At 68.5% G+C, this 19,945-nt stretch carries 20 protein-coding genes; 13 read left to right on the top strand and 7 right to left on the bottom strand.

The annotated features are described in order from the left end of the window. Positions 1-20: 20 nt before the first annotated feature. Complete coding sequence (metG, locus tag A8G18_RS16200; RefSeq protein ID WP_064064671.1) at positions 21-1,601, bottom strand: methionine--tRNA ligase; 1,581 nt, start codon at positions 1,599-1,601, stop codon at positions 21-23. Positions 1,602-1,623: 22 nt separating this feature from the next. Here metG and A8G18_RS16195 point away from each other — a divergent pair, with 22 nt between their 5' ends. From A8G18_RS16195 to A8G18_RS16170, 6 genes are all read left to right on the top strand, one after another. Further along, the gene (locus tag A8G18_RS16195) at positions 1,624-2,454 is read left to right on the top strand and encodes a TatD family hydrolase (protein ID WP_064064670.1); all 831 of its coding nucleotides are present in this window, start codon (positions 1,624-1,626) and stop codon (positions 2,452-2,454) included. A gap of 40 nt (positions 2,455-2,494) precedes the next feature. Continuing rightward, complete coding sequence (locus tag A8G18_RS16190) at positions 2,495-3,568, top strand: maleylacetate reductase (protein ID WP_064064669.1); 1,074 nt, start codon at positions 2,495-2,497, stop codon at positions 3,566-3,568. Between the two features lie 83 nt (positions 3,569-3,651). Then, entirely contained in the window at positions 3,652-4,080 is a 429-nt protein-coding gene (locus A8G18_RS16185) for a DoxX family protein (RefSeq protein ID WP_064064668.1), read from the top strand. Between the two features lie 390 nt (positions 4,081-4,470). Beyond that, positions 4,471-5,598, top strand: coding sequence for a resuscitation-promoting factor (locus A8G18_RS16180; protein ID WP_064064667.1), 1,128 nt, complete (start codon positions 4,471-4,473; stop codon positions 5,596-5,598). Between the two features lie 53 nt (positions 5,599-5,651). Further along, a complete protein-coding gene (rsmA, locus tag A8G18_RS16175) occupies positions 5,652-6,560 on the top strand; it encodes a 16S rRNA (adenine(1518)-N(6)/adenine(1519)-N(6))-dimethyltransferase RsmA (protein WP_064064666.1) in 909 nt (302 codons plus the stop codon). Between the two features lie 274 nt (positions 6,561-6,834). Further along, entirely contained in the window at positions 6,835-7,041 is a 207-nt protein-coding gene (locus tag A8G18_RS16170) for a cold-shock protein (protein WP_006553820.1), read from the top strand. Positions 7,042-7,106: 65 nt separating this feature from the next. On the opposite strand, the gene A8G18_RS16165 is transcribed toward A8G18_RS16170, so the two are convergent. Further along, positions 7,107-7,373 (bottom strand): hypothetical protein, encoded by a 267-nt coding sequence (locus A8G18_RS16165; RefSeq protein ID WP_016934061.1) that lies wholly within the window; start codon positions 7,371-7,373, stop codon positions 7,107-7,109. Positions 7,374-7,463: 90 nt separating this feature from the next. Here A8G18_RS16165 and A8G18_RS16160 point away from each other — a divergent pair, with 90 nt between their 5' ends. After that, positions 7,464-8,399: a 4-(cytidine 5'-diphospho)-2-C-methyl-D-erythritol kinase gene (locus A8G18_RS16160; RefSeq protein WP_064064665.1), complete on the top strand. Its 936-nt coding sequence runs from the start codon at positions 7,464-7,466 to the stop codon at positions 8,397-8,399. A 52-nt stretch (positions 8,400-8,451) separates the two neighbouring features. Next, positions 8,452-10,245: an ABC-F family ATP-binding cassette domain-containing protein gene (locus A8G18_RS16155; RefSeq protein WP_064064664.1), complete on the top strand. Its 1,794-nt coding sequence runs from the start codon at positions 8,452-8,454 to the stop codon at positions 10,243-10,245. 131 nt (positions 10,246-10,376) lie between these two features. Here A8G18_RS16155 and A8G18_RS16150 read toward each other — a convergent pair whose 3' ends face one another. From A8G18_RS16150 to A8G18_RS16140, 3 genes are read right to left on the bottom strand one after another with little or no spacing between them, the layout of a single operon-like run. Continuing rightward, on the bottom strand, positions 10,377-11,531 hold the full coding sequence (locus A8G18_RS16150) for an acyl-CoA dehydrogenase family protein (RefSeq protein ID WP_064064663.1): 1,155 nt from the start codon (positions 11,529-11,531) through the stop codon (positions 10,377-10,379). A 2-nt stretch (positions 11,532-11,533) separates the two neighbouring features. Continuing rightward, on the bottom strand, positions 11,534-12,328 hold the full coding sequence (locus A8G18_RS16145) for an enoyl-CoA hydratase/isomerase family protein (protein ID WP_064064662.1): 795 nt from the start codon (positions 12,326-12,328) through the stop codon (positions 11,534-11,536). Next, on the bottom strand, positions 12,325-13,839 hold the full coding sequence (locus tag A8G18_RS16140; RefSeq protein WP_064064661.1) for a hypothetical protein: 1,515 nt from the start codon (positions 13,837-13,839) through the stop codon (positions 12,325-12,327). Before A8G18_RS16140 ends, A8G18_RS16145 begins: the two co-directional genes overlap by 4 nt. A gap of 100 nt (positions 13,840-13,939) precedes the next feature. On the opposite strand from A8G18_RS16140, the gene A8G18_RS16135 reads away from it, so the two are divergent. The 5 genes from A8G18_RS16135 to A8G18_RS16115 all read left to right on the top strand — a co-directional run bounded on the left by A8G18_RS16135 (position 13,940) and on the right by A8G18_RS16115 (position 17,406). Continuing rightward, complete coding sequence (locus tag A8G18_RS16135) at positions 13,940-14,548, top strand: TetR/AcrR family transcriptional regulator (protein WP_064064660.1); 609 nt, start codon at positions 13,940-13,942, stop codon at positions 14,546-14,548. Positions 14,549-14,684: 136 nt separating this feature from the next. Next, a complete protein-coding gene (locus tag A8G18_RS16130; protein ID WP_016933056.1) occupies positions 14,685-15,167 on the top strand; it encodes a nuclear transport factor 2 family protein in 483 nt (160 codons plus the stop codon). 14 nt (positions 15,168-15,181) lie between these two features. Next, positions 15,182-15,616 (top strand): VOC family protein, encoded by a 435-nt coding sequence (locus A8G18_RS16125; RefSeq protein ID WP_064064659.1) that lies wholly within the window; start codon positions 15,182-15,184, stop codon positions 15,614-15,616. 33 nt (positions 15,617-15,649) lie between these two features. Next, positions 15,650-16,348 (top strand): pyridoxine/pyridoxamine 5'-phosphate oxidase, encoded by a 699-nt coding sequence (locus tag A8G18_RS16120; RefSeq protein ID WP_064064658.1) that lies wholly within the window; start codon positions 15,650-15,652, stop codon positions 16,346-16,348. Positions 16,349-16,365: 17 nt separating this feature from the next. Then, positions 16,366-17,406 carry an enoyl-CoA hydratase/isomerase family protein gene (locus A8G18_RS16115; RefSeq protein WP_064064719.1) on the top strand — a complete coding sequence of 347 codons (1,041 nt, stop codon included), beginning with the start codon at positions 16,366-16,368 and terminating at the stop codon, positions 17,404-17,406. A 24-nt stretch (positions 17,407-17,430) separates the two neighbouring features. Here A8G18_RS16115 and A8G18_RS16110 read toward each other — a convergent pair whose 3' ends face one another. Both A8G18_RS16110 and A8G18_RS16105 read right to left on the bottom strand, forming a co-directional pair. Further along, positions 17,431-18,036: a hypothetical protein gene (locus A8G18_RS16110; protein ID WP_371053611.1), complete on the bottom strand. Its 606-nt coding sequence runs from the start codon at positions 18,034-18,036 to the stop codon at positions 17,431-17,433. A 101-nt stretch (positions 18,037-18,137) separates the two neighbouring features. Beyond that, positions 18,138-19,847, bottom strand: a complete 1,710-nt coding sequence (locus A8G18_RS16105; protein WP_064064657.1) for a peptide chain release factor 3 — start codon at positions 19,845-19,847, stop codon at positions 18,138-18,140. Between the last annotated feature and the right edge of the window lie 98 nt (positions 19,848-19,945).

Below are 19,945 nucleotides of genomic sequence, written 5' to 3'. Positions count from 1 at the left end.
CGGAACCGTGTGGTGAGACCTCAGTCCTCGTCGACGTATCGCGGGAACACCGGCGCGGGCGCGGGCAGTGCCGTGCCGGGAGCCAGACGGGTGGCGACGGCGTCGAACTCCCGCGCCTCCGGTGCCTGACCGAGCAGGTCGAGGATCTTCGCACCGGAATCCGGCATCACCGGCTGGACGAGCAGACCGACGATCCGCACGACCTCGAGCGTGACGTAGAGGACCGTCGCCATCCGCTCGGGATCGGTCTTGCGCAGCACCCACGGCTGCTGCGCGGAGAAGTAACGGTTGGTTTCGCCGAGCACGTGCCAGATCGCTTCGAGACCCAGATGCAGGGCCTGGACGTCGAACTCGGCGCGCACCTTCCCCAGCAGTGCGTCGGCCTGGGCGAGCATGGCCTCGTCGTCGGCGGTGAACTCGCCCGGCGTGGGCACCGTACCCTCGAGGTTCTTCGCGACCATCGTCAGGGACCGCTGTGCGAGGTTGCCGAGGTCGTTGGCCAGATCGGCATTGATGCGGGTGACGATGGCCTCGTGGCTGTAACTGCCGTCCTGGCCGTAGGAGATCTCGCGGAGCAGGAAGAAGCGCAGCTGATCGAGGCCGTACTGCTTCACCATCTCGAGGGGATCGACGACATTGCCGACCGACTTCGACATCTTCTCGCCCTTGTTGAACAGGAAGCCGTGGACGAAGACCCGCTCGGGCAGTTCGAGGCCCGCGGACATGAGGAAGGCCGGCCAGTACACGGTGTGGAACCGCGTGATGTCCTTGCCGATGATGTGCAGATCGGCCGGCCAGTACCGGCGGTACGACTCCGCCTCGGTGTCGGGGAAACCGGCCCCGGTGAGGTAGTTGGTCAGTGCGTCGACCCACACGTACATGACGTGATCGGGATGGTGGGGAACCGGAACTCCCCAGTCGAAGGTCGTGCGGGAGATCGACAGGTCCTTCAGGCCACCGGAGACGAAGCTGACGATCTCGTTGCGGCGGGTCGCCGGTGCGATGAAGTCGGGCTGGTCTTCGTAGAGCTTCAGCAGCTTGTCCTGGTAGGCGGACAGGCGGAAGAAGTAGGTGGATTCCTCCGTCCACTCCACCGGGGTGCCGGTGTCGGTGGAGATCCGCGAACCGTCCTCGAGCAGCGTGGTCTCACCGTCGGTGTAGAACGCCTCGTCGCGGACCGAGTACCACCCCGCGTAGGTGTCGAGGTAGATGTCGCCTGCGTCGACCATGCGCTGCCAGATCGCCTTGCTCGCCTCGAGGTGATCGGCGTCCGTGGTGCGGATGAACCGGTCGTACGAGATGTTCAGGGCCTTGTCCATGGCCTCGAAGACGTCCGAGTTCCGGGACGCGAGTTCGGTGACCGGGATGCCTTCCTTCGCGGCGGTCTGCTGCATCTTCAGACCGTGCTCGTCGGTGCCGGTCAGGAAGCGCACATCGAAGCCGTCGAGACGCTTGAACCGCGCGATCGCGTCGGTCGAGATGTACTCGTAGGCGTGCCCGATGTGCGGGGCGCCGTTCGGGTACGCGATCGCGGTCGTGACGTAGAACGGCGGGCGGGTGGGATCGCCGGCAGCCGGGCGGGAGGAATCAGGCGCAGTCATGGTGGCCAGTAGTTTATAGGTCGTGAGCGCAGCCCGTCCCGCCCCCGAAGCCCCACAGCCGTTGAGTCCGCTCGTCGACGCCCACACGCACCTCGACGCGTGCGGTGCCGAGGACGCCGCGACGACCTCCGCGATCGTCGACCGTGCCGCGGCGGTGGGTGTCGGACGCATCGTCACCGTCGCCGACGATCTCGAGGCGGCGCGGTTCGCGGTGCGGGCCGCGCACTGGGACGATCGGGTCTACGCGGCCGTCGCCATCCATCCGACCCGCGCGAACAGCCTCGACGACGCCACCCGCGCCGAGATCGCGACACTCGCCGCCGACCCCCGGTGCGTCGCCGTGGGGGAGACCGGCCTCGATCTCTACTGGCCCGGCAAGCTCGACGGATGCGCGGAACCCTCCGAACAGGAGGAGGGCTTCCGCTGGCACATCGACCTCGCGAAGCGTCTCGGCAAGACCCTGATGATCCACAATCGTGAGGCCGACGCCGAACTGTTGCGCATCCTGCACGACGAGGGTGCACCCGAGACGGTGATCTTCCACTGCTTCTCGTCGGATGCAGACATGGCCCGCCGGTGCGTCGACGCCGGATACCTGTTGAGCTTCTCGGGCACCGTGAGCTTCAAGAACGCGAAGGCCCTGCGCGAGGCGGCGCCGCTCGTGCCCCGCGAGCTGGTGCTGGTGGAGACCGATGCGCCGTTCCTGACGCCGCATCCCTTCCGGGGCGCGCCGAACGAGTCGTACTGCCTGCCGTACACGGTGCGCGCGCTCGCCGAGGTGCGCGGCGAGGACGCCGACGAACTGGCCGCGGCCACCACCGCGAACGCCGAGCGGGTGTACGGACTTTCGTAAAGGGCACGCGTGCTCTCACGGGCGTCGTGAGAATACGGGCATGCGTTCCTTCGTCTACAACTCTCATCCGGTACGTGTGATCTTCGGCCCCGGTACCGCTTCGCGGGTCGCGGACGAAGTGCGTCGACTCGATCGTTCGAGGGTCCTGCTGCTCGCCGGCGAGCACGTGCGACCGCAGGCCGAGCTGGTCGAGACGGCACTCGGCGATCTGCAGGTCGCGCGGTTCGACGGCGCGGTGATGCACACGCCGGTCGAGGTGACCGAGCGGGTCCTCGGTCGGGTCACGGAGAACGATGTCGACGCGGTGGTCGCGGTCGGGGGCGGCTCCACCACCGGGCTGGCCAAGGCGTTGGCGGGCCGCACCGGGATCGACCAGGTGATCCTGCCGACGACCTATGCCGGGTCGGAGGTGACGCCCGTTCTCGGCGAGACCGCGGGCGGTGTGAAGACCACGCGTTCGTCGCCCGACCTTCTGCCCGAGACCGTGATCTACGACGTCGACTTCACCATGTCCATGCCCATTCCTCTGGCATTGACCAGCGCGATCAACGCGATGGCCCACGCGATCGAAGCCTTGTACTCCGAACAGGCGAACCCGATCGTCGACGCCCTCGCGCTCGAAGCGGTGGCCGCGATCGCGCGGGGTATCCCTGCCCTCGGTGCGGATTCGGCGGATCCCGAGGGACGTTCGGATCTGCTGCTCGCCGCGTGGCTCGCCGGTACCTGTCTGGCTTCGGCGGGTATGGGCCTGCATCACAAGCTCTGTCACGCCCTGGGCGGTTCGTTCGACCTGCCGCATGCCGCCACACACACCGTCGTGCTGCCCCACGCGCTCGCCTACAACGAACCGTCGGTGCCGCACGTCATGGCCCGCGTCGCGCAGGCCCTCGGCACGGAATCGGCGCCCGCGGGGGTCTACGACCTCGTGGCGGCGGCCGGTGGACCGACGAGTCTCGAGGAGCTGGGGATGCGGGAGGCGGATCTGGACGAGGCGGCGCGGTTGGCGACCGCGAAGCCGTATCCGAATCCGCGAGAGGTGACGGAGGTGGGGGTGCGGCGGTTGCTGGGGGAGGCGTTCGCGGGCACCCGTCCCGAACCGGCACGAACGGTGTAGTTGAAGCTACAACTATCGGTTGCTATTTTAGTTGTCGCTTCAACCGAACGGGGCTCTCCGGCCTCCGAATCGAAAGGCTCGACATGAAGACCCCTCTCGTCCGCGACATCGGCATCCTGATCGCCCGGCTCGTGATCGGCGTCATCTTCCTCGCCCACGGCTTGCAGAAGTTCGACACGTGGGGATACGAAGGCACCAAGGCCGGCTTCGAAGGAATGGGTGCTCCCGCCCCGGCGATCTCGGCCTTCGTCGCCACCTGGACCGAAATCCTCGGTGGGCTCGCGCTCATCCTCGGCGTCCTCGTCCCCCTCTTCGGGGTCCTGCTGTTCCTGCTCATGCTCGGCGCGTTCTTCATCGTGCACATCGAGAACGGCATCTATGCGAGCGACGGTGGTTTCGAACTCGTCGCCGCACTCGGCGCGGGGGCTCTCCTCCTCGCCGCCGTCGGCTCGGGAGCCTTCGGTGTCGATCGTGTCCTCGCGCGGAAGGTTCCGCTGCTGCGCGCGGCCTGACCTGCGATTTCGAGGTGCTGCGGACGATTGCTCCCGATCGTCCGCAGCACCTTTCGTGTGGAAGCGCGCGCTTTCGCATGTGCCGTGTCGTTCTCCCGCGCGACCTCCCGGGATGGAGCACGTCACATATTGTGCAGCGCCGTCGGTCACGTCACGGGGTGCAGGTGCTCCGGCGCCCGATTCGAGAGGAATTCCACCTTCCGAATATCGCCAGAAAGAGGCAATTTCGGACATCCGAAATGATCAAGGTAATACCGGTTCGATATTTGTGATCTGCGTCGTGATCTGACAGAGATCATTATCTGCGCTGTTAGACGGCATGAAGTTGCAATAACAATGCCGTCTCGTTACCGTGCTGTGATCACAATCGTCGTCCGTCTGGAAATAATCGTGTCACCTTTCACCAAGATCAATCGCGTCAAGTCGCCGGTGTTCTACTCGGTGGTCGCCGCTGTCTTCGTCACCCTCGGTGCCGGTGGTGCCACTGCTGTGGTCCAGCACAAGGACGTCGTCCTCGACGTCGACGGTGAGCAGCGTGCCTTCGGCACCATGAACTCCAGCGTCGGGGACATCCTGGCCGCCGCCGGCTACACCGTCGACGAGAACGACGTCGTGGCCCCGGCCGTCGACTCGTCCGTCTCCGACGGCGACACCATCGTCCTGCGTCAGGCCCGCGAGGTCCGTCTCACCGTCGACGGGGAGGAGCGCTCGGTGTGGACCACCGCGCTGACCGTCGACGAGGCACTCGACCAGTTCCGCCTCTCCGACGACGCGTACGTCTCCGCGTCCCGTTCGCGCCGCCTCCCGCTCGACGGCGCGGATCTCGAGGTCGTCAACCCCAGGACCGTGCGCTTCGCCGACAACGGTGCGCCCGCCGCCGAGGTGCGCGTCGCCGCGCCGACGGTTGCGGAGTTCCTGAAGATCCAGGGAACGAAGCTCGAGCAGGCCGACAGTGTCACTCCCGCCCTCGACGCTCCGCTCGAGGACGGCATGGAGGTCGTGGTCACCCGCGACCGGACCGAGTCGCGGACCGAGAACCTGCCGATCGCCCCGCCGGAGAACCGTGTGGACGATCCGAACATGATCGAGGGGGAGACCGCGCTGAACGACCCGGGTGCTCCGGGCGAGCGGTCGGTGACCTTCGACGTCCACACCGTCAACGGTGTCGAGGTCGGACGCACCGAGACGGCGTCGACGGTCCTCGCCGAGCCGCGGCCCGTGGTGGTCCGCGTCGGCACCAAGCCGAAGCCTGCCGTGCCGGCCTCGGGGCGCGCGTCCACCTGGGATTCCATCGCCCAGTGCGAAGCGACCGGCAACTGGGCCATCAACACCGGCAACGGCTTCTACGGCGGCCTGCAGTTCACGCAGCAGACGTGGGCCGGCTTCGGCGGTACCCAGTACGCACCGCGCGCCGATCTCGCGACCCGCGAGCAGCAGATCGCCGTCGCGGAGAAGGTCCAGGCCGCCCAGGGCTGGGGCGCGTGGCCGGCCTGCACCAGCAAGCTCGGTCTGCGCTGACCGGCGCGGGTGTGCGCGGTGTGACCTGCTCCCGAGTGCGCTAGGTTCACCACGTGTCAGCAGACGATCCCGAAACCACTCCGAGGGCCACCCCGGCTTCTCCGCGCGGCCTCGCCGCGCTGCTCGGACCCGCAGAGGTCCGCGCACTCGCGGAGGAGTTCGGGGTACGCCCGACGAAACAGCTCGGCCAGAACTTCGTGCACGACGCGAACACGGTGCGCCGCATCGTCAACGTCGCAGGGGTCGGTGCCGACGACGTCGTGCTCGAAGTCGGGCCGGGCTTGGGTTCGCTCACCCTCGCGCTGCTCGACGTCGTCGACCGCGTGATCGCCGTCGAGCTCGATCCCGTTCTCGCGCAGCGCATTCCCGTCACGGTGCAGGAGCGGGCCCCGCAGCTGGCCGACCGGTTCGACGTCGTGCACATGGACGCGATGAAGGTGTTGCCGAAGGATCTTCCCGTCACGCCCACCGCGCTCGTCGCGAACCTGCCCTACAACGTGGCGGTACCGGTTCTGCTGCATCTGTTCTCCGAATTCCCCTCTCTCCGAACGGCTCTGGTGATGGTGCAGGCCGAGGTCGCCGACCGGCTCGCGGCCGAACCGGGCGGCAAGATCTACGGCGTGCCCAGCGTGAAGGCCCGGTTCTTCGGCGACGTCCGCAGGGCGGGTGCCGTCGGACGTGCTGTCTTCTGGCCCGTTCCCCAGGTGGAATCGGGTCTCGTGCGCGTCGACCGCTATGCCGAGCCCCCGTGGCCGACCGACGCGCAGACGCGCGCCCGCGTGTTCGCCGTCGTCGACGCGGCCTTCGCTCAACGCCGAAAGACGTTGCGCGCCGCGCTGAGCGGCTGGGCCGGTTCGCCCGGGGAAGCCGAGAGGCGCCTGCTGGCCGCCGGTATCGAACCGTCGACGCGCGGGGAGAAGCTCGACGCCGCAGCCTTCGTGCGACTCGCAGGCGTGGAGTGATCGGCGGCTCGCCGTTGTCGTGATGGGCAGCTCGCCGCCGTCGAGTGATCCCGATCACCCTTCCTGGCGGGCGCACTCGATCTGTGGTTAAGTTGTCCTCGGTCGTTAGGTAGTGTGTTCGTGGTTTACCCCTCGCACATTTCTGGTTGCGAGCGGATGCGATAGCCACGATGGAATCGTCTCAGCCGTGTAGTGACAGACCCGGGAGCCGAAACCGACTCCCGACGAGACAGAACGTCTATATCCGTTCTGCCTGCAAGTGAAGGACAGCAACATGGCTGAAGGTACTGTGAAGTGGTTCAACGGCGAAAAGGGCTTCGGCTTCATCGCTCCCTCGGACGGCTCCGCTGACGTCTTCGTGCACTTCTCCGAGATCCAGGGCCGCGGCTTCCGCACCCTCGAGGAGAACCAGCGCGTGAGCTTCGAGATCGGCCAGGGCCAGAAGGGCCCGCAGGCCACCGGCGTGAACGTCATCGGCTGATACCGATAACTCTCCGAATCCGGGCCGGCACCTCGAAGGTGCCGGCCCGGATTCGTTGTGTCCGGTCAGCCGATCATCGCCCCGTAACCGGTGATACCCAGGCCGGACGAGCCGGTCGACGATCCTGTGGAGTCGGCCGAACCGGTCGCCACTCCGGCGGAGCCGGTGGGCGGGTTGACGCAGTCCACGAGATTCAGCGAGCGCAGGACCAGGTCGCCGAGCGAGCAGACGCGCGGCGGAGCCGGTTCGGCCGAGGCGACGCCGGCGGTTCCCAGCGAAGCTGCCGCGGCGATGACGCAGACGGCGACCGCATTGCGTACAGATCGAGTCATATTTCCTCCACAGTGTTCACGAGTCGCCCGATCGTAGAGCGTGGCCGCGGCGGTCGGGAAGCTTCCGTATCCCGAGTAAGCTCTGTACTCGTGCTTTCCGTCGTGCCGACCCCCGTGACAGTGCGGGTCCCGTCCAAGGTCAACCTGCATCTCGCGGTGGGCGACCTCCGTCCCGACGGCTACCACGACCTGCACACCGTCTTCCAGGCCCTGTCCCTGTACGACGAGGTGTCGGTGGTCCCCGCCGACACCCTGAGCGTGACGGTGCGCGGAGCGAACGCCGATGCGGTACCCACCGACTCGACGAATCTGGCCTGGCGCGCCGCCGAGATGATGGCGGAGCGGGCCGCACGCACCCCCGACGTGGCGATCACGATCGACAAGGGCATCCCCGTCGCAGGCGGGATGGCCGGGGGCAGTGCCGACGCGGCCGCGACGCTCGTCGCGCTCGATGCGCTGTGGGGGATCGGGGCGTCGCGGGAGGATCTCGCGGATCTCGCCGCCCGGCTCGGGAGCGACGTGCCGTTCTGCCTGCACGGTGGAACGGCGATCGGAACGGGGCGGGGCGAGCGACTCGTCCCCGTTCTCACCCGCGGCACCTTCCACTGGGTGCTCGCCCTCGCGAAGGGCGGCCTGTCCACTCCCGTCGTCTTCCGCGAGCTCGACCGTCTGCGCGCGGAGGGCGAACCCCACCGGCTCGGCAGCGCCGACGCGGTGCTCTCCGCGCTCGGCTCCGGCGACGCCCGCGAACTCGCGCCGCTGCTCGGCAACGATCTGCAGGCCGCGGCCCTGTCGCTCGACCCCCTGTTGCGGCGCACGCTCCGGGCGGGTGTCGAGGCCGGCGCTCTGGCAGGCATCGTCTCCGGGTCCGGCCCGACCTGCGCGTTCCTCGTCGAGGACCAGCACGCCGCCGTCACCGTGAGCGCCGAACTCGCCGGTGCGGGTGTGTGCCGCACGGTGCGGGTCGCGTCCGGCCCGGTGCCCGGCGCCCGCGTCGTCGACGCCGCCGATCCCGCCCACCCCTGATCCCGCTGCTCCCGCAGTACATCCCCGCAATTCTCGGAAGGCGTTGCTCCACGTGGCGAATCTGATCAACCTCGAACAGGTTTCGAAGTCCTTCGGCATCAAGCCGCTGCTCGACTCTGTGTCCCTCGGCGTGAACGAGGGGGAGCGGATCGGGGTCGTCGGCCTCAACGGTGGCGGCAAGACGACGATGCTCGAGGTGCTCGCCGGTATCGAGGAACCCGACTCGGGCCGCGTGAGCCGCGTAGGCGGTCTCCGCATGGCCGTCGTGACCCAGCGCGGCGGGTTGTCGGAAGGATCGACCGTCGGTGAGGTCGTCCTCGGCCCGCTCGGCGTGGCCGAGCACGAGTGGGCGGGCGATGCACGCATCCGCTCGGTGCTCACCGGTATCGGCATCGACAATCTCGGTCTCGACGCGGTCGTCGACGGCCTGTCCGGGGGTGAGCGTCGCCGGGTGGCCCTGGCGGCCGCTCTCGTCCGCGATCTCGACCTGCTGGTCCTCGACGAGCCCACCAACCATCTCGACGTCGAAGGTGTGCAGTGGCTGGCCGAGCATCTGCTGTCGCGGCGCAGCGCCCTCGTCGTCGTCACCCACGACCGCTGGTTCCTCGACACCGTCGCGACCCGCACCTGGGAAGTGGTGAACGGCCGGGTCGAGAGTTACGAGGGTGGTTACAACGACTGGATCTTCGCGCGTGCCGAGCGCTCTCGTCAGGCCGACGCGATGGAGGAGCGCCGCCGCAACCTCGCCCGCAAGGAGCTCGCGTGGCTGCGTCGCGGTGCCCCCGCCCGCACGTCCAAGCCGAAGTACCGGATCGAGGCCGCCGAGGCGCTGATCGCGAACGTGCCGCCGCCGCGTGACACGGTTGCGCTGGCGTCGTTCGCGAAGCGCCGCCTCGGCCGCATCGTCATCGAACTCGAGGACGCCACCCTCACCACCCCGGACGGACGCGAACTGGTCCGCGACCTCACCTGGCGTCTCGGTCCGGGCGAGCGGATCGGTCTCGTCGGCGTCAACGGCTCGGGCAAGACGACCCTGCTGCGCACGCTCGCGGGCGAACTGGAGCCGGCCCGGGGACGTCGCGTCCAGGGGCAGACCGTCGAGATCGGCTGGTTGCGGCAGGAACTCGACGACCTGCCCACCGACATGCGGGTGCTCGAGGCCGTCCAGGAGGTCGCGGAGCGGATCACGCTGGGCGACAAGGAGATCTCCGCCGGTCAGCTCGCCGAACGGCTCGGTTTCACGCCGGCCCGTCAGCGGACCCCGGTCGGCGACCTGTCCGGTGGTGAGCGTCGCCGCCTGCAGCTGACACGCGTGCTCATGGCCGAGCCGAACGTGCTGCTCCTCGACGAGCCCACCAACGACCTCGACATCGACACCCTCCAGCAGCTCGAGGACCTGCTCGACGGCTGGGCGGGAACCCTCGTGGTCATCAGTCACGACCGGTACCTCGTCGAACGCATCTGTGATTCGACGTGGGCACTGTTCGGCGACGGCCGGCTCACCAATCTTCCCGGTGGCATCGAGGAGTACTTGCGCCGGCGCGCAGCCATGGGCGACGGGGACGTGCCGTCGGTGGCGTCGACCGTCGCGAAATCCGCTGACGCCGAAGAACAGCCGAAGAAGCGTGACGGTGCCGCGGAACGTGCCGCACGCAAGGAACTGTCCCGGCTCGAGCGTCTCGTCGCGAAGCTGACCGAGAAGGAGGAGAAGCTGCACCACGACCTCGCGGAGGCGGCGACCGATCCCGACCGTCTCCAGAAGCTCGATGCGCAGTTGCGCGAGGTGGTCGCGGAGAAGGAAACGGCCGAGGAGCAGTGGATGGAGCTCGCCGAAGATCTCGACTGAATTCCCTTGGCCTCGAGTCGGCTCGAGGCCACAGGATGGGCGTCGTCGGAAGGAACGCTCATCAGGAGGATTCATGTCCGTCACCGGAACATCCGGTAGGTCGAGGCTCCTCCCCGAGTTCGGGCGGAGACCTACAGGCCGAGCAGCTTGCCGATGATCTCGTTCATGATCTCGTTGGTGCCGCCGCCGATGCCGAGAACGCGAGCGTCGCGGAAGTGCCGCTCGACCTCGCTCTCACGCATCAGGCCGATACCGCCCGCGAGCTGCACCGCCTCCATGACGGCGTGGTCGCACACCTTGACGGCGTTGTTCTTCGCCATCGAGGTTTCGAGCAGCATGCCCTCGCCGTTGACCCACCGTTCGGCGACGGACCGGCAGAACGTCTGTGCCGCAGTGATCTCGGTGGCGAGCTCGGCGAGACGGTGACGCACGACCTGGCGCTTCGACAGCGGACGGCCCATGGTCTCGCGGGACTTGACCCACTCGACGGTCAGATCGAAGGACCGCTGAGCGGTGGCGACGGCCTGGAACGCCAGCGACAGGCGCTCACCCTGGAACTGCTGCGCGATCTGGCCGAAGGCCGAGTTCTCGGCGCCGATCAGGTTGCTCACGGGCACACGCACGTCGTCGTAGAACAGCTCGGCGGTGTCGGAGCACAGCCAGCCCATCTTGTCGAGCTTGCGGGAAACCGTGAAACCCGGTGTGTCCGCCGGGACGACGACGAGCGAAATGCCGCCGGCACCGGCGTCGCCCGTGCGCACCGCGGTGGTGACGAAGTCGGCACGCGTGCCCGAGGTGATGTAGAGCTTCGCGCCGTTGATGACGTATTCGTCGCCCTCGCGGCGCGCGGTGGTCCGGATGTTCGCGACGTCGGACCCGCCGCTCGGTTCGGAGATCGCGAGCGAGCCGATCATCCGGCCCTCGAGTGCCGGTCGCGCGAAACGCTCGATGAGATCGGCGTTGCCCGACGCGACGATGTGCGGGGTCGCGATGCCGTGGCTGAACAGCGCCGAGATCAGCCCCGAGGAACCGCCGGCGAGGATGATCTCCTCGAGGATCGCGAGCATGTCGAGCGCGGTGCCGCCCGAGCCGCCGTGTTCCTCGGCGACCGAGGCGCCGAGCAGACCTGCATCGGCGGCCTTGCGGTGGAGTTCGCGGGGGATCTCACCGGCGCGTTCCCACTCGTCGAGATGGGGGACGATCTCCTTACGGGTGAAATCGGCCGCGAGCCGACGCAGTGCCTTCTGCTCGTCTGTGTCCCAGCGGATCACTCCGGTGGTGGTCATCGCTATTCGCCCTTCCAGACGGGTGCGCGCTTCTGCATGAAGGCCATGACACCTTCGAGGGTGTCGGCGCTGGTGGTCAGGCGCGCGAGCGCCTTGCCGGTCAGTTCCCATGCCTGGTCCTCGGCGGGAACGTTGCCGTCGATGATGCCGCGGGCGACGGTCTTGCTCGCCTGCACGGCGAGCGGGGCGCCCTTCGCGACGTCGGCGGCGAAGGCAAGCGCGGTGTCGAGGACTTCGGTTCGCGGGACGACCCGGTTGACCAGTCCCCAGCGCAGGGCGTCGGCGGAGGACATCGGCTTGCCGGTCAGGACCAGTTCCATCGCGACGGCGCGTGGGATCGCCTGGCCGATGCGGAACACCCCGCCGGCTCCGGCGATCAGGCCGCGGTGCACCTCGGGCAGCCCGAATTCCGCAGTGTCGGAGGCGACGACGAGATCGCTCGCGAGGGCGAGTTCGGTGCCGCCGCCGAGTGCGGTGCCGTTGACCGCCGCGATGACGGGCTTGGAGATGTGGTGCTTGACGACACCCGCGAAACCCCAGTGGGCGGTTTCGGGTGGAGTGACCCCGTCCGGTCCCTCGGTGCCGAGTGCCTTGAGATCCGCACCGCCACAGAAGACGGCGTCGCCGGCGCCGGTGAGTACCACGACGCGCACGCCGCGTTCGGATTCGGCGCGTTCCCAGGCCTCACCGAGCGCCCGGTGCACCTCGGCATTGATGCTGTTGGCCGCCTCGGGACGGTTGATGGTGACGAGCAGGACGTGCTCGCGCTTCTCGACGAGAACGACGGGTTCGCTCACGACCGGGGCTCCTCGGGGGACAGGTGCTCGATGCGGGTGACGGTCAGGTGACCGCCGTTGTCGGTGACGTGCACGGTCTCGCCGACGATGTCGGCGCCGGCGGCGAGAACCGCGGCGCCGGTGGCGTCGGTCCGGCCGGAGATGCGCCGGCCGTCGGGGGTGAGGCCGACGAGGAAACCGACCGACGGGTTGCCGTCGCGACCGAATTCTGCGGTGGCCGTGACGATCTGGACTTCCCCGCTGTAGTCGGTCGCTGCCTCGGGTGCGGACGGTTCGAGCAACACGTGCTCCGGGTCGCCGACGTAGCCGTCGGTGTGGGGGGCGCAACCGAGGACCACGACGTGCTGGTAGGTCAGGTAGCCACCGTTGCCGTGCACGAGGGCGAGCTCGCCGTCCCGGCGCAGGCGCCCGGCCACCGACACCACAGAGTGCAGCGTGTAGCTGTTGAGCGGTCCGCCGAAGAAGGAGTGGCCGCCGGTCACCGACGGGACGGTGTCGCGGGGGAGGCCGAGCTGCTCGACGAGCAGTTTCGGCACCACGGGGAAGCAACTGTAGGCGTCGATGATGTCGAAGTCGCCGGGGCGCAGGTCGGTCGCCGTCAGGGTGCGGCGCAACGCGTCGTCGAGTGCGGCGGAGCGTCCGAAGTCGCCGCGCGCCAGCACGTCCGACGGTTCGGTCGCGCCGGCTCCGCCCCACACGTAGAGCAGGTGGTCGTCGGGGACGCCGAGTTCGCGGGCCACGGCGAGCGAGGTGACGACCACGGCCGCGGCCTGGTCGACGAACGGCATGGCGTTGACCATCAGCGGGTACGGGTCGGTGACGAGACGGTTCTTGCCGGCGATGGTGCGGATGTCGTCGGCGGTGCGGCGCTCCGGGCTCCAGGACGCCGGGTTCTCGGCGGCGAACTCCGAGAAGGCGGCGTACAGGGTCGCCGACCAGTCGAGCGATTTCTCGCGGGAGTGCCCGAGATCGTGGCTGAGCCGGTTCTCGAACAGCGGGTAGACCCGCGTGGGGACGATCATGCCGGCGCGCTGCATCGCGGGGCTGCCGAGGTCCTCGCTGCCGATCGGTGTGGGGCCGCCCGGAGCGGTGGTCCATCCGAGCGTGGCGGGATCCGTTCCGGCCTTGTACGAGTTGGTCACCGAGGCCTGCGCCTCGCCGCCGACGAGCAGCGCGACGGTGCTGGTGCCCGCGGCGATGTCGTGGCCGATGCGGTCGAGCAGGGCCGCCGGCCAGTGGCCGCCGATCGGGCTCGTCGAGGTGCGCCGGGGTGCGGCGCCGAGGCGTTCGGCGAGCAGACCCGGCAGGTCGTCGTAGTCCCAGCTCGCGGTCTTGATCGCGTGGATGGTGTCGATCCGCGTCGCGAGATCGGCACCGGTGTCGGCGATAGCGGCGAGGGTGGCCTCGTGGATGAGGTCGAGCGGTTCACGCGGGTCGGCGGGCGCACCGGCACGGCCGGAGCGCAGGTCGCCGACGCCGATCACGACGGGAACCCGGGTGGGGTCGGTCATGGTGTTCCTTCGGTCTGCTCTGGGGGAGGAGGGCGCCGCCAGCTTAATGCGGACTGTTTCAGTCTGTAAATCGAGGAGTGGTCTGGCACACTTACCCGACGTGACCGAAGTACCCGCCCCGCGGCGCCGCGGCCGTCCTCGCGACGCCGATCTCGAGGACCGCGTGTTCGACGCCGTGCTCGAGGTGTATTCCGAAACGAGCTGGCGTGGTTTCACGCTCGACGCCGTCGGGCGGCGTGCGCGGGTGGGTCGCGCCGCCCTCTACCGCCGGTGGTCGAGCAAGGACGATCTTCTGGTCCAGGCGCTGGAGGCGCGTAGCCCGCTGCCCGTCCCGATCGACACCGGCGCGCTCCGATCGGATCTCGTCGAACTCGCCCGGCAGCTGTTGCGCGGCTACCGGACCACCTCCGGTCTGGTGAGCCTGCGCGTGGCACTCGACGCCCGCGCCCATCCCGAACTGCTCGCCCGGCTGACCCTCACACTCAACCGCAGCCGCGTACTCGCGGCCCGCACGATCGTGCACCGGGCCGTCGAGCGCGGCGAGCTCCCCGCCGACACCTCGGCGACACTACTGCTCGAGATGGTCACCGGCACCGTGCTCAGCCACGCCCTGTTCGCGTTGACGACGCCGGACCAGGGCATCGATGTCGAGTACGCCGAACTCGTCGTCGACGCGACCATCCGCGCGCTGCGCCGTCCGGAGCAGTGACCGAGGAGTGCTCCCGTGACCGAATCGCGACCGAGTGAGACCTGGTAACAGTGTGATTCCTGCCGTCTGCACAGGTCTTCCGGGCTAGCCTGGAATTCGAATACTCGCAGAGGGGGGTCCCAATGGGAGGCCGACGATGGATGTGCAGGCGGTAGCGGAGATCACGCGGCTCAAATACCGTTATGCGCGAGCGCTCGACACGAAGGACTGGGACGAACTGGCGAACACTCTGACCCCCGACGCGCACGCCGTCTACGGAGAGCATCTCGTTTTCGACTCGCGCGACGCCTTCATCGGTTTCCTCGAGAACACGCTGGGCACACGTCTGATCACGGAGCACACATGCTCCCATCCCGAGATCGACATCGCCGACGACGGCCGCAGCGCCACCGGGGTGTGGTTGTTGTCCGACACCGTGATCATCCCCGAGGACGGGATGCTGTTGCGCGGCTCGGCCTACTACCACGATCGCTACAGCCTGGACGACGACGGATGCTGGCGGATCAGCCGCACCGGATATCAGCGGAACTGGGAGACGGTCACATGCATGGGCGACTCCACGTCGGTCCGGTTGACCACCAACCGGTGGGCGATGCTGCAGCAGCCGAAAGCGTCCTGAGAAGGCGCGGCGAGATGTTCTCCGAAGCCTTCGGTGGTTTCCCGCGCCCGGGTGCGTTGCCCTACCTGACGGTGCCGCGGGCGCACGACGCGATCGAGTGGTACACCCGGGTCTTCGAGGCCTCACTGACCGCCGAGCCGGTCGTCATGGACGACGGTCGTGTGGGCCACGCCGAGCTCCGATTTCCCAGCGGAATGATCTATCTAGCAGACGAATTCGCGGAACTCGGACTCACCGCGCCGCAGGAGGGAGCGGTCTCGGTGAGTCTGATGCTCGAGGTGGCCGACACCGATGCCGTGCTCACCCGCGCCCGGCTGGCCGGTGGTTCGGTCGAGAGGTGGATCAACGAGGCCCACGGCCATCGCAACGCCACCCTGCTCGACCCCTTCGGGCATCGCTGGATGCTCGTCGGTCCGTTGACCGGCAAGCTCCCGCCCCCTCGGGAGTGAACCGCCCCCGTCCCGCGCCGGTACCATGCGGCGATGAGCGAGATCGCGCGTCGCAGTGAGTTTCCCGACACCCGCGGCTGGATCCGGGCGTTGCCCGCCCGTGCGGCGTCCGCGCCGGCGTTCGAACCAGCGGTGTCCGCGCCGGCGTTCGATCCGGCGCCGACGCCGCAGGAGACCTTCCTTCGATGGCTCACCGACGCCGTCGAGGCCGGTATCGCCGAGCCGCACGCCGCGACCCTGTCGACCGTCGACCCGTCCGGGATGCCCGACGCACGCACACTGCTGATCAAGGACGTCACCGACGACGGCTGGTGGTTCTCCGGCGACGACCGCTCGCCGAAGGGGCGCCAGCTCGATACGGCGCCGGCCGCCGCGCTCACCGTGTACTGGCGTGAACTCGGCCGGCAGGTCCGCGTGCGTGGGCCCGTCCTGGTCGGCCCACTCGAGGTGTGTGCCCGCGACTTCCGGGAACGGTCGGTCTTCGCCCGCGCCGTGGCGTCCACGGGCCGTCAGAGCGAGGTCCTTGCCGATCCCGCCGAGTACGACCGTCTCGTGCAGGAACGTCTGACCGCGCTCGAACACGATCCCGAGTTCGTCTCACCGCACTGGACCGCGTGGTGCGTCGCCGCCGGGACCGTGGAGTTCTGGCAGGCGGATCCCGGCCGGCGGCACCTGCGTCATCGCTACCGGCGGAAGGGGGATCGATGGGCCGCCGAAGAACTTCATCCGTGACCGGTAGGCTCCCGCCCGTGAACGAGTCCTTCATCCGCACACGCGTCGCCAACGGAGTCGGCGAAGTGCAACTCGACCGTCCCGGTGCGCTCAACGCGCTCGACCGGTCGATGATCCGCGACGTCCGTTCGTCGCTTCTCGCCTGGCGCGACGACCCGGCCGTCACGGCAGTGCTGGTCACCAGCACGTCCGACCGTGCGTTCTGTGCCGGTGGCGACGTCAAACCGGTGCGCGAGGTGGCCCTGGAAGGACGCTTCGACACCGTCCGGGAGTACTTCGCCGACGAGTACCGTCTCGACGAACTCGTCGCCACCTACCCCAAGCCTTATCTCGCGGTCCTCGACGGCGTCACGATGGGCGGCGGGCTCGGCATCTCGGTGCACGGCGCGGTGCGTGTCACCACCGAGAAGACCACCATGGCCATGCCCGAGACGGCGATCGGGTTCGTCCCCGACATCGGGTCCAGCCATTTCCTCCCGCGACTGCGCGGCACCACGGCGCGCTGCGACGCGGTGGGGATGTATCTCGGGCTCACCGGTGCCCGCATCGATGCCGGCGACGCGCTGGCCGTCGGCCTGGCCACGCACTACGTGCCCAGCGCACGCATCGACGATTTCACCGACCGCATCCGCGCGGGCCGGTGGCGCGACGCCCTCGACGAATTCGTCGAACCGGCACCCGAATCCTCACTGGCGCAACGCTTCCCCGACATCGAGATGGTATTCGGCGACGGGACGGTGCTCGATATGGTGAGCCGCCTCGACGTTCTCACCGACATCGACGCGACGTGGGCCGAGCAGACCCGCACGGCGCTGCGGTCGTTGTCGCCGACGAGCGTGTGGGCCACGGCCGAACTGATGCGCCGCGGTGCGGAGAGCACCCTCGAGGAGTGTTTCGCCCGCGAACTCGACGTGGCCGTGCGGGTCGCCGCGACCCCGGACTTCGCCGAAGGCGTGCGCGCCGTCCTCGTCGACAAGACCCGCGATCCGCGCTGGTCGCCTGCGGCTCTCGAGGATGTGGACCCGGTGGCGATCGCCGCTCTGTTCGGCGACCGATAAGCCCGCCCGGCTGCTCTGTTCGCTCTAGCGGGCGCGGCGCTGCGGTACCTGCAGGTCGACGACGATGGGCTGCCCACCGAGGGTCGCGTGGATCTCCGGCTTCTCGAGACCGCCGGCCAGCAGGTACTCGCCGAGCAGCGTGAGCAGTTCGTCGTCGTCCGCTATCGGGTCGCCGTGCGAGCCGGTGTTGCGCGAGTCGCGCGAGGTCAGTTCGTTCTGTGCGAGTCGCGCGGCGATGCGCACCGACGCAACGCCCATCGAATTGCGCCGCGACAGGACCGGGCTCGGCGCGGTGACGGTGCCGAGGCTCTCGGTGGCCGTCGTCGTGGTAGTGGCGGGCCCGCTCGCGGAGCCGTTCGTGCCGGTGCTGCTCACCAGGGTCGTTCCTTCCTCGGAATTGCCGGCGCCCACCCCGCCGGCCGGGTCACCTTCGAGCGACGATGCGTCCCTCGTGCGGTGTGTTCCGGTATCCGGCGTACTCGTCAGTGGGGTACTGCTCGGGAGGGGAGTGCTCGGCAGCGGGTAGACGAAGGTCCCCGAGCGCTTCGCGCGTCCGGATCGTCTGCTCGCATCCGCCGTCCTACCGGACGGCCGGTCCTCGCCGGCTGCGGCCGGTACGTCGTCGTTCATCGACACAACTCCTGATTCCACCCGAATACGTCGGATCGACGGAAGGGAAAGTATCAGTAAAATCCGCTGGACGCACTACCCGCCCGGCATCGCCGGGACGCTCAGTCGGTCGCGGCGACGAGCGGTTCGAGGGTCAGTTCCGGCATCTCCTTGAGGATGTACTGCAGCCGCCACTTGTCGCTGACGAGCGCGAGGAGTACACCGTCCGACCGGGTGAACACCTCGATGCCGCGCTGGCGGTTCAGTTCGTCGGCCGAGGCCGCGTCGGTGCGACGCGCGAGCGTGTATCCGAGGTTCTCGATCCTCGGATCGACGTTGTATTCGGCCTTCATCCGCGCGGCGACCACCTCGAACTGCATCGGGCCCACGGCCGCCATCACCGGCGAGGCGTCGCCGCGGATGTCGTTGCGGAGGATCTGCACGACACCCTCGGAGTCGAGCTGGTCGACGGCCTTGCGGAACTGCTTGTACTTCGAGGCGCTCTCGGCCCGCAGGATCGCGAAGTGCTCGGGGGCGAACGACGGGATCGGCGGGAACTCCACCTTCTTCTCGACGTAGAGGGTGTGGCCCGGCGCCAGCGCGGTGGCGTTGACCAGACCGACGACGTCGCCGGGATAGGCGTTCTCCACCGTGGAGCGTTCGCGGCCGAAGACGGTCAGCGCGTACTTGGTGGCGAAGGGCTTTCCGGTCTGCGCGTGCGTGACCACCATGCCGCGCTCGAAGACGCCCGACACGACACGCATGAACGCGAGCCGGTCGCGGTGGGCGGTGTCCATCCCTGCCTGCACCTTGAACACCACGGCGCTGAACGGGTCGTCGACCTCGCGGGGCGTCTCGTCGACGGCGACGCGGGCCCGCGGCGGCGGTGCGAGCGTGACGAGGGTGTCGAGGATCTGCCGCACGCCGAAGTTGAGCATCGCCGACGCGAAGATCACCGGCGAGGTCTGTCCCGCGAGGAACATCTCCTGATCGTGGTCCTGACCGTTGATCGAGAGCAGTTCGGACTCCTCGGCGGCCTCGACCCAGGTCTCGCCCTCGAGAGCGAGCGCCTCGTCGGCGGACAGATGCTCCTCGGGTGCGATCTTGGCGCCACCGGCGGTGCGGGTGAACTTGATGTACTCGGCCGGGGCGCCGTCCTCGCCGCGACGCAGCAGGCCGCGGAAGTCACCGGCGATGCCCACGGGCCAGAACAGGGGGGTCGGCGTCAGGCCGATGCGCTCGTCGATCTCGTCGAGCAACTCCAGCGGCGTCCGGCCGGGGCGGTCCCACTTGTTGATGACGGTGACCACGGGGATGCCCCGGTGGCGACACACTTGGAACAGCTTCAGGGTCTGCGGCTCGAGACCCTTCGCCGCGTCGATGAGCATGACGGCGGCGTCGACGGCGGTGAGGACCCGATAGGTGTCCTCCGAGAAGTCGGAGTGGCCGGGGGTGTCGACGAGATTGACGACATTGACGATCTCGTCGTCGGTGCCCGCGACATCCGAGGGCGTGTAGTTGAACTGCAGGGCGGTGGAACTGACGGAGATGCCGCGGGCCTTCTCCATCTCCATCCAATCGGAGACCGTCGACTTGCGGCCGGCCTTGCCGTGGACCGCACCGGCCTCGGAGATGACCTTCGCGTGCAGGGCGAGCGCCTCGGTGAGCGTCGACTTACCGGCATCGGGGTGCGAGATGACGGCGAAGGTGCGTCTGCGCTCGGCTTCGGCACGGACCTCCTTCGCGGATGCGGGCTTCGGGGCGCCGGAAGACTGCGCAGGCTCCATCGTGCCGGTGGATTGACTGTCGGCCGAAGCGTGCGGGGTGCTCAACGGGAAAAACCTCTCGAAGGGGGCAGGGAGTAGGGGCGCTATCGCCGCCGACTCGTTCATGTTACTCGGCGATTCGGTGTCGATTTCCGCCAGATTCG

Origin of the sequence: Rhodococcus gordoniae (assembly GCF_001646655.1) — a bacterium.
GTDB classification, from domain to species: Bacteria; Actinomycetota; Actinomycetes; order Mycobacteriales; family Mycobacteriaceae; genus Rhodococcus; species Rhodococcus gordoniae.
Note: the sequence above shows the minus strand (reverse complement) of the source record. Positions and strands in the feature narration are given on the sequence as shown.

What these genes read in the sequence shown, in the direction of transcription:
- metG (WP_064064671.1), bottom strand. Translation starts at nt 1,601, where the DNA reads ATGACTGCGCCTGATTCCTCCCGCCCGGCTGCCGGCGATCCCACCCGC.
- A8G18_RS16190 (WP_064064669.1), top strand. Translation starts at nt 2,495, where the DNA reads ATGCGTTCCTTCGTCTACAACTCTCATCCGGTACGTGTGATCTTCGGC.
- A8G18_RS16185 (WP_064064668.1), top strand. Translation starts at nt 3,652, where the DNA reads ATGAAGACCCCTCTCGTCCGCGACATCGGCATCCTGATCGCCCGGCTC.
- A8G18_RS16170 (WP_006553820.1), top strand. Translation starts at nt 6,835, where the DNA reads ATGGCTGAAGGTACTGTGAAGTGGTTCAACGGCGAAAAGGGCTTCGGC.
- A8G18_RS16165 (WP_016934061.1), bottom strand. Translation starts at nt 7,373, where the DNA reads ATGACTCGATCTGTACGCAATGCGGTCGCCGTCTGCGTCATCGCCGCG.
- A8G18_RS16150 (WP_064064663.1), bottom strand. Translation starts at nt 11,531, where the DNA reads ATGACCACCACCGGAGTGATCCGCTGGGACACAGACGAGCAGAAGGCA.
- A8G18_RS16140 (WP_064064661.1), bottom strand. Translation starts at nt 13,839, where the DNA reads ATGACCGACCCCACCCGGGTTCCCGTCGTGATCGGCGTCGGCGACCTG.
- A8G18_RS16130 (WP_016933056.1), top strand. Translation starts at nt 14,685, where the DNA reads ATGGATGTGCAGGCGGTAGCGGAGATCACGCGGCTCAAATACCGTTAT.
- A8G18_RS16125 (WP_064064659.1), top strand. Translation starts at nt 15,182, where the DNA reads ATGTTCTCCGAAGCCTTCGGTGGTTTCCCGCGCCCGGGTGCGTTGCCC.
- A8G18_RS16120 (WP_064064658.1), top strand. Translation starts at nt 15,650, where the DNA reads ATGAGCGAGATCGCGCGTCGCAGTGAGTTTCCCGACACCCGCGGCTGG.
- A8G18_RS16110 (WP_371053611.1), bottom strand. Translation starts at nt 18,036, where the DNA reads ATGAACGACGACGTACCGGCCGCAGCCGGCGAGGACCGGCCGTCCGGT.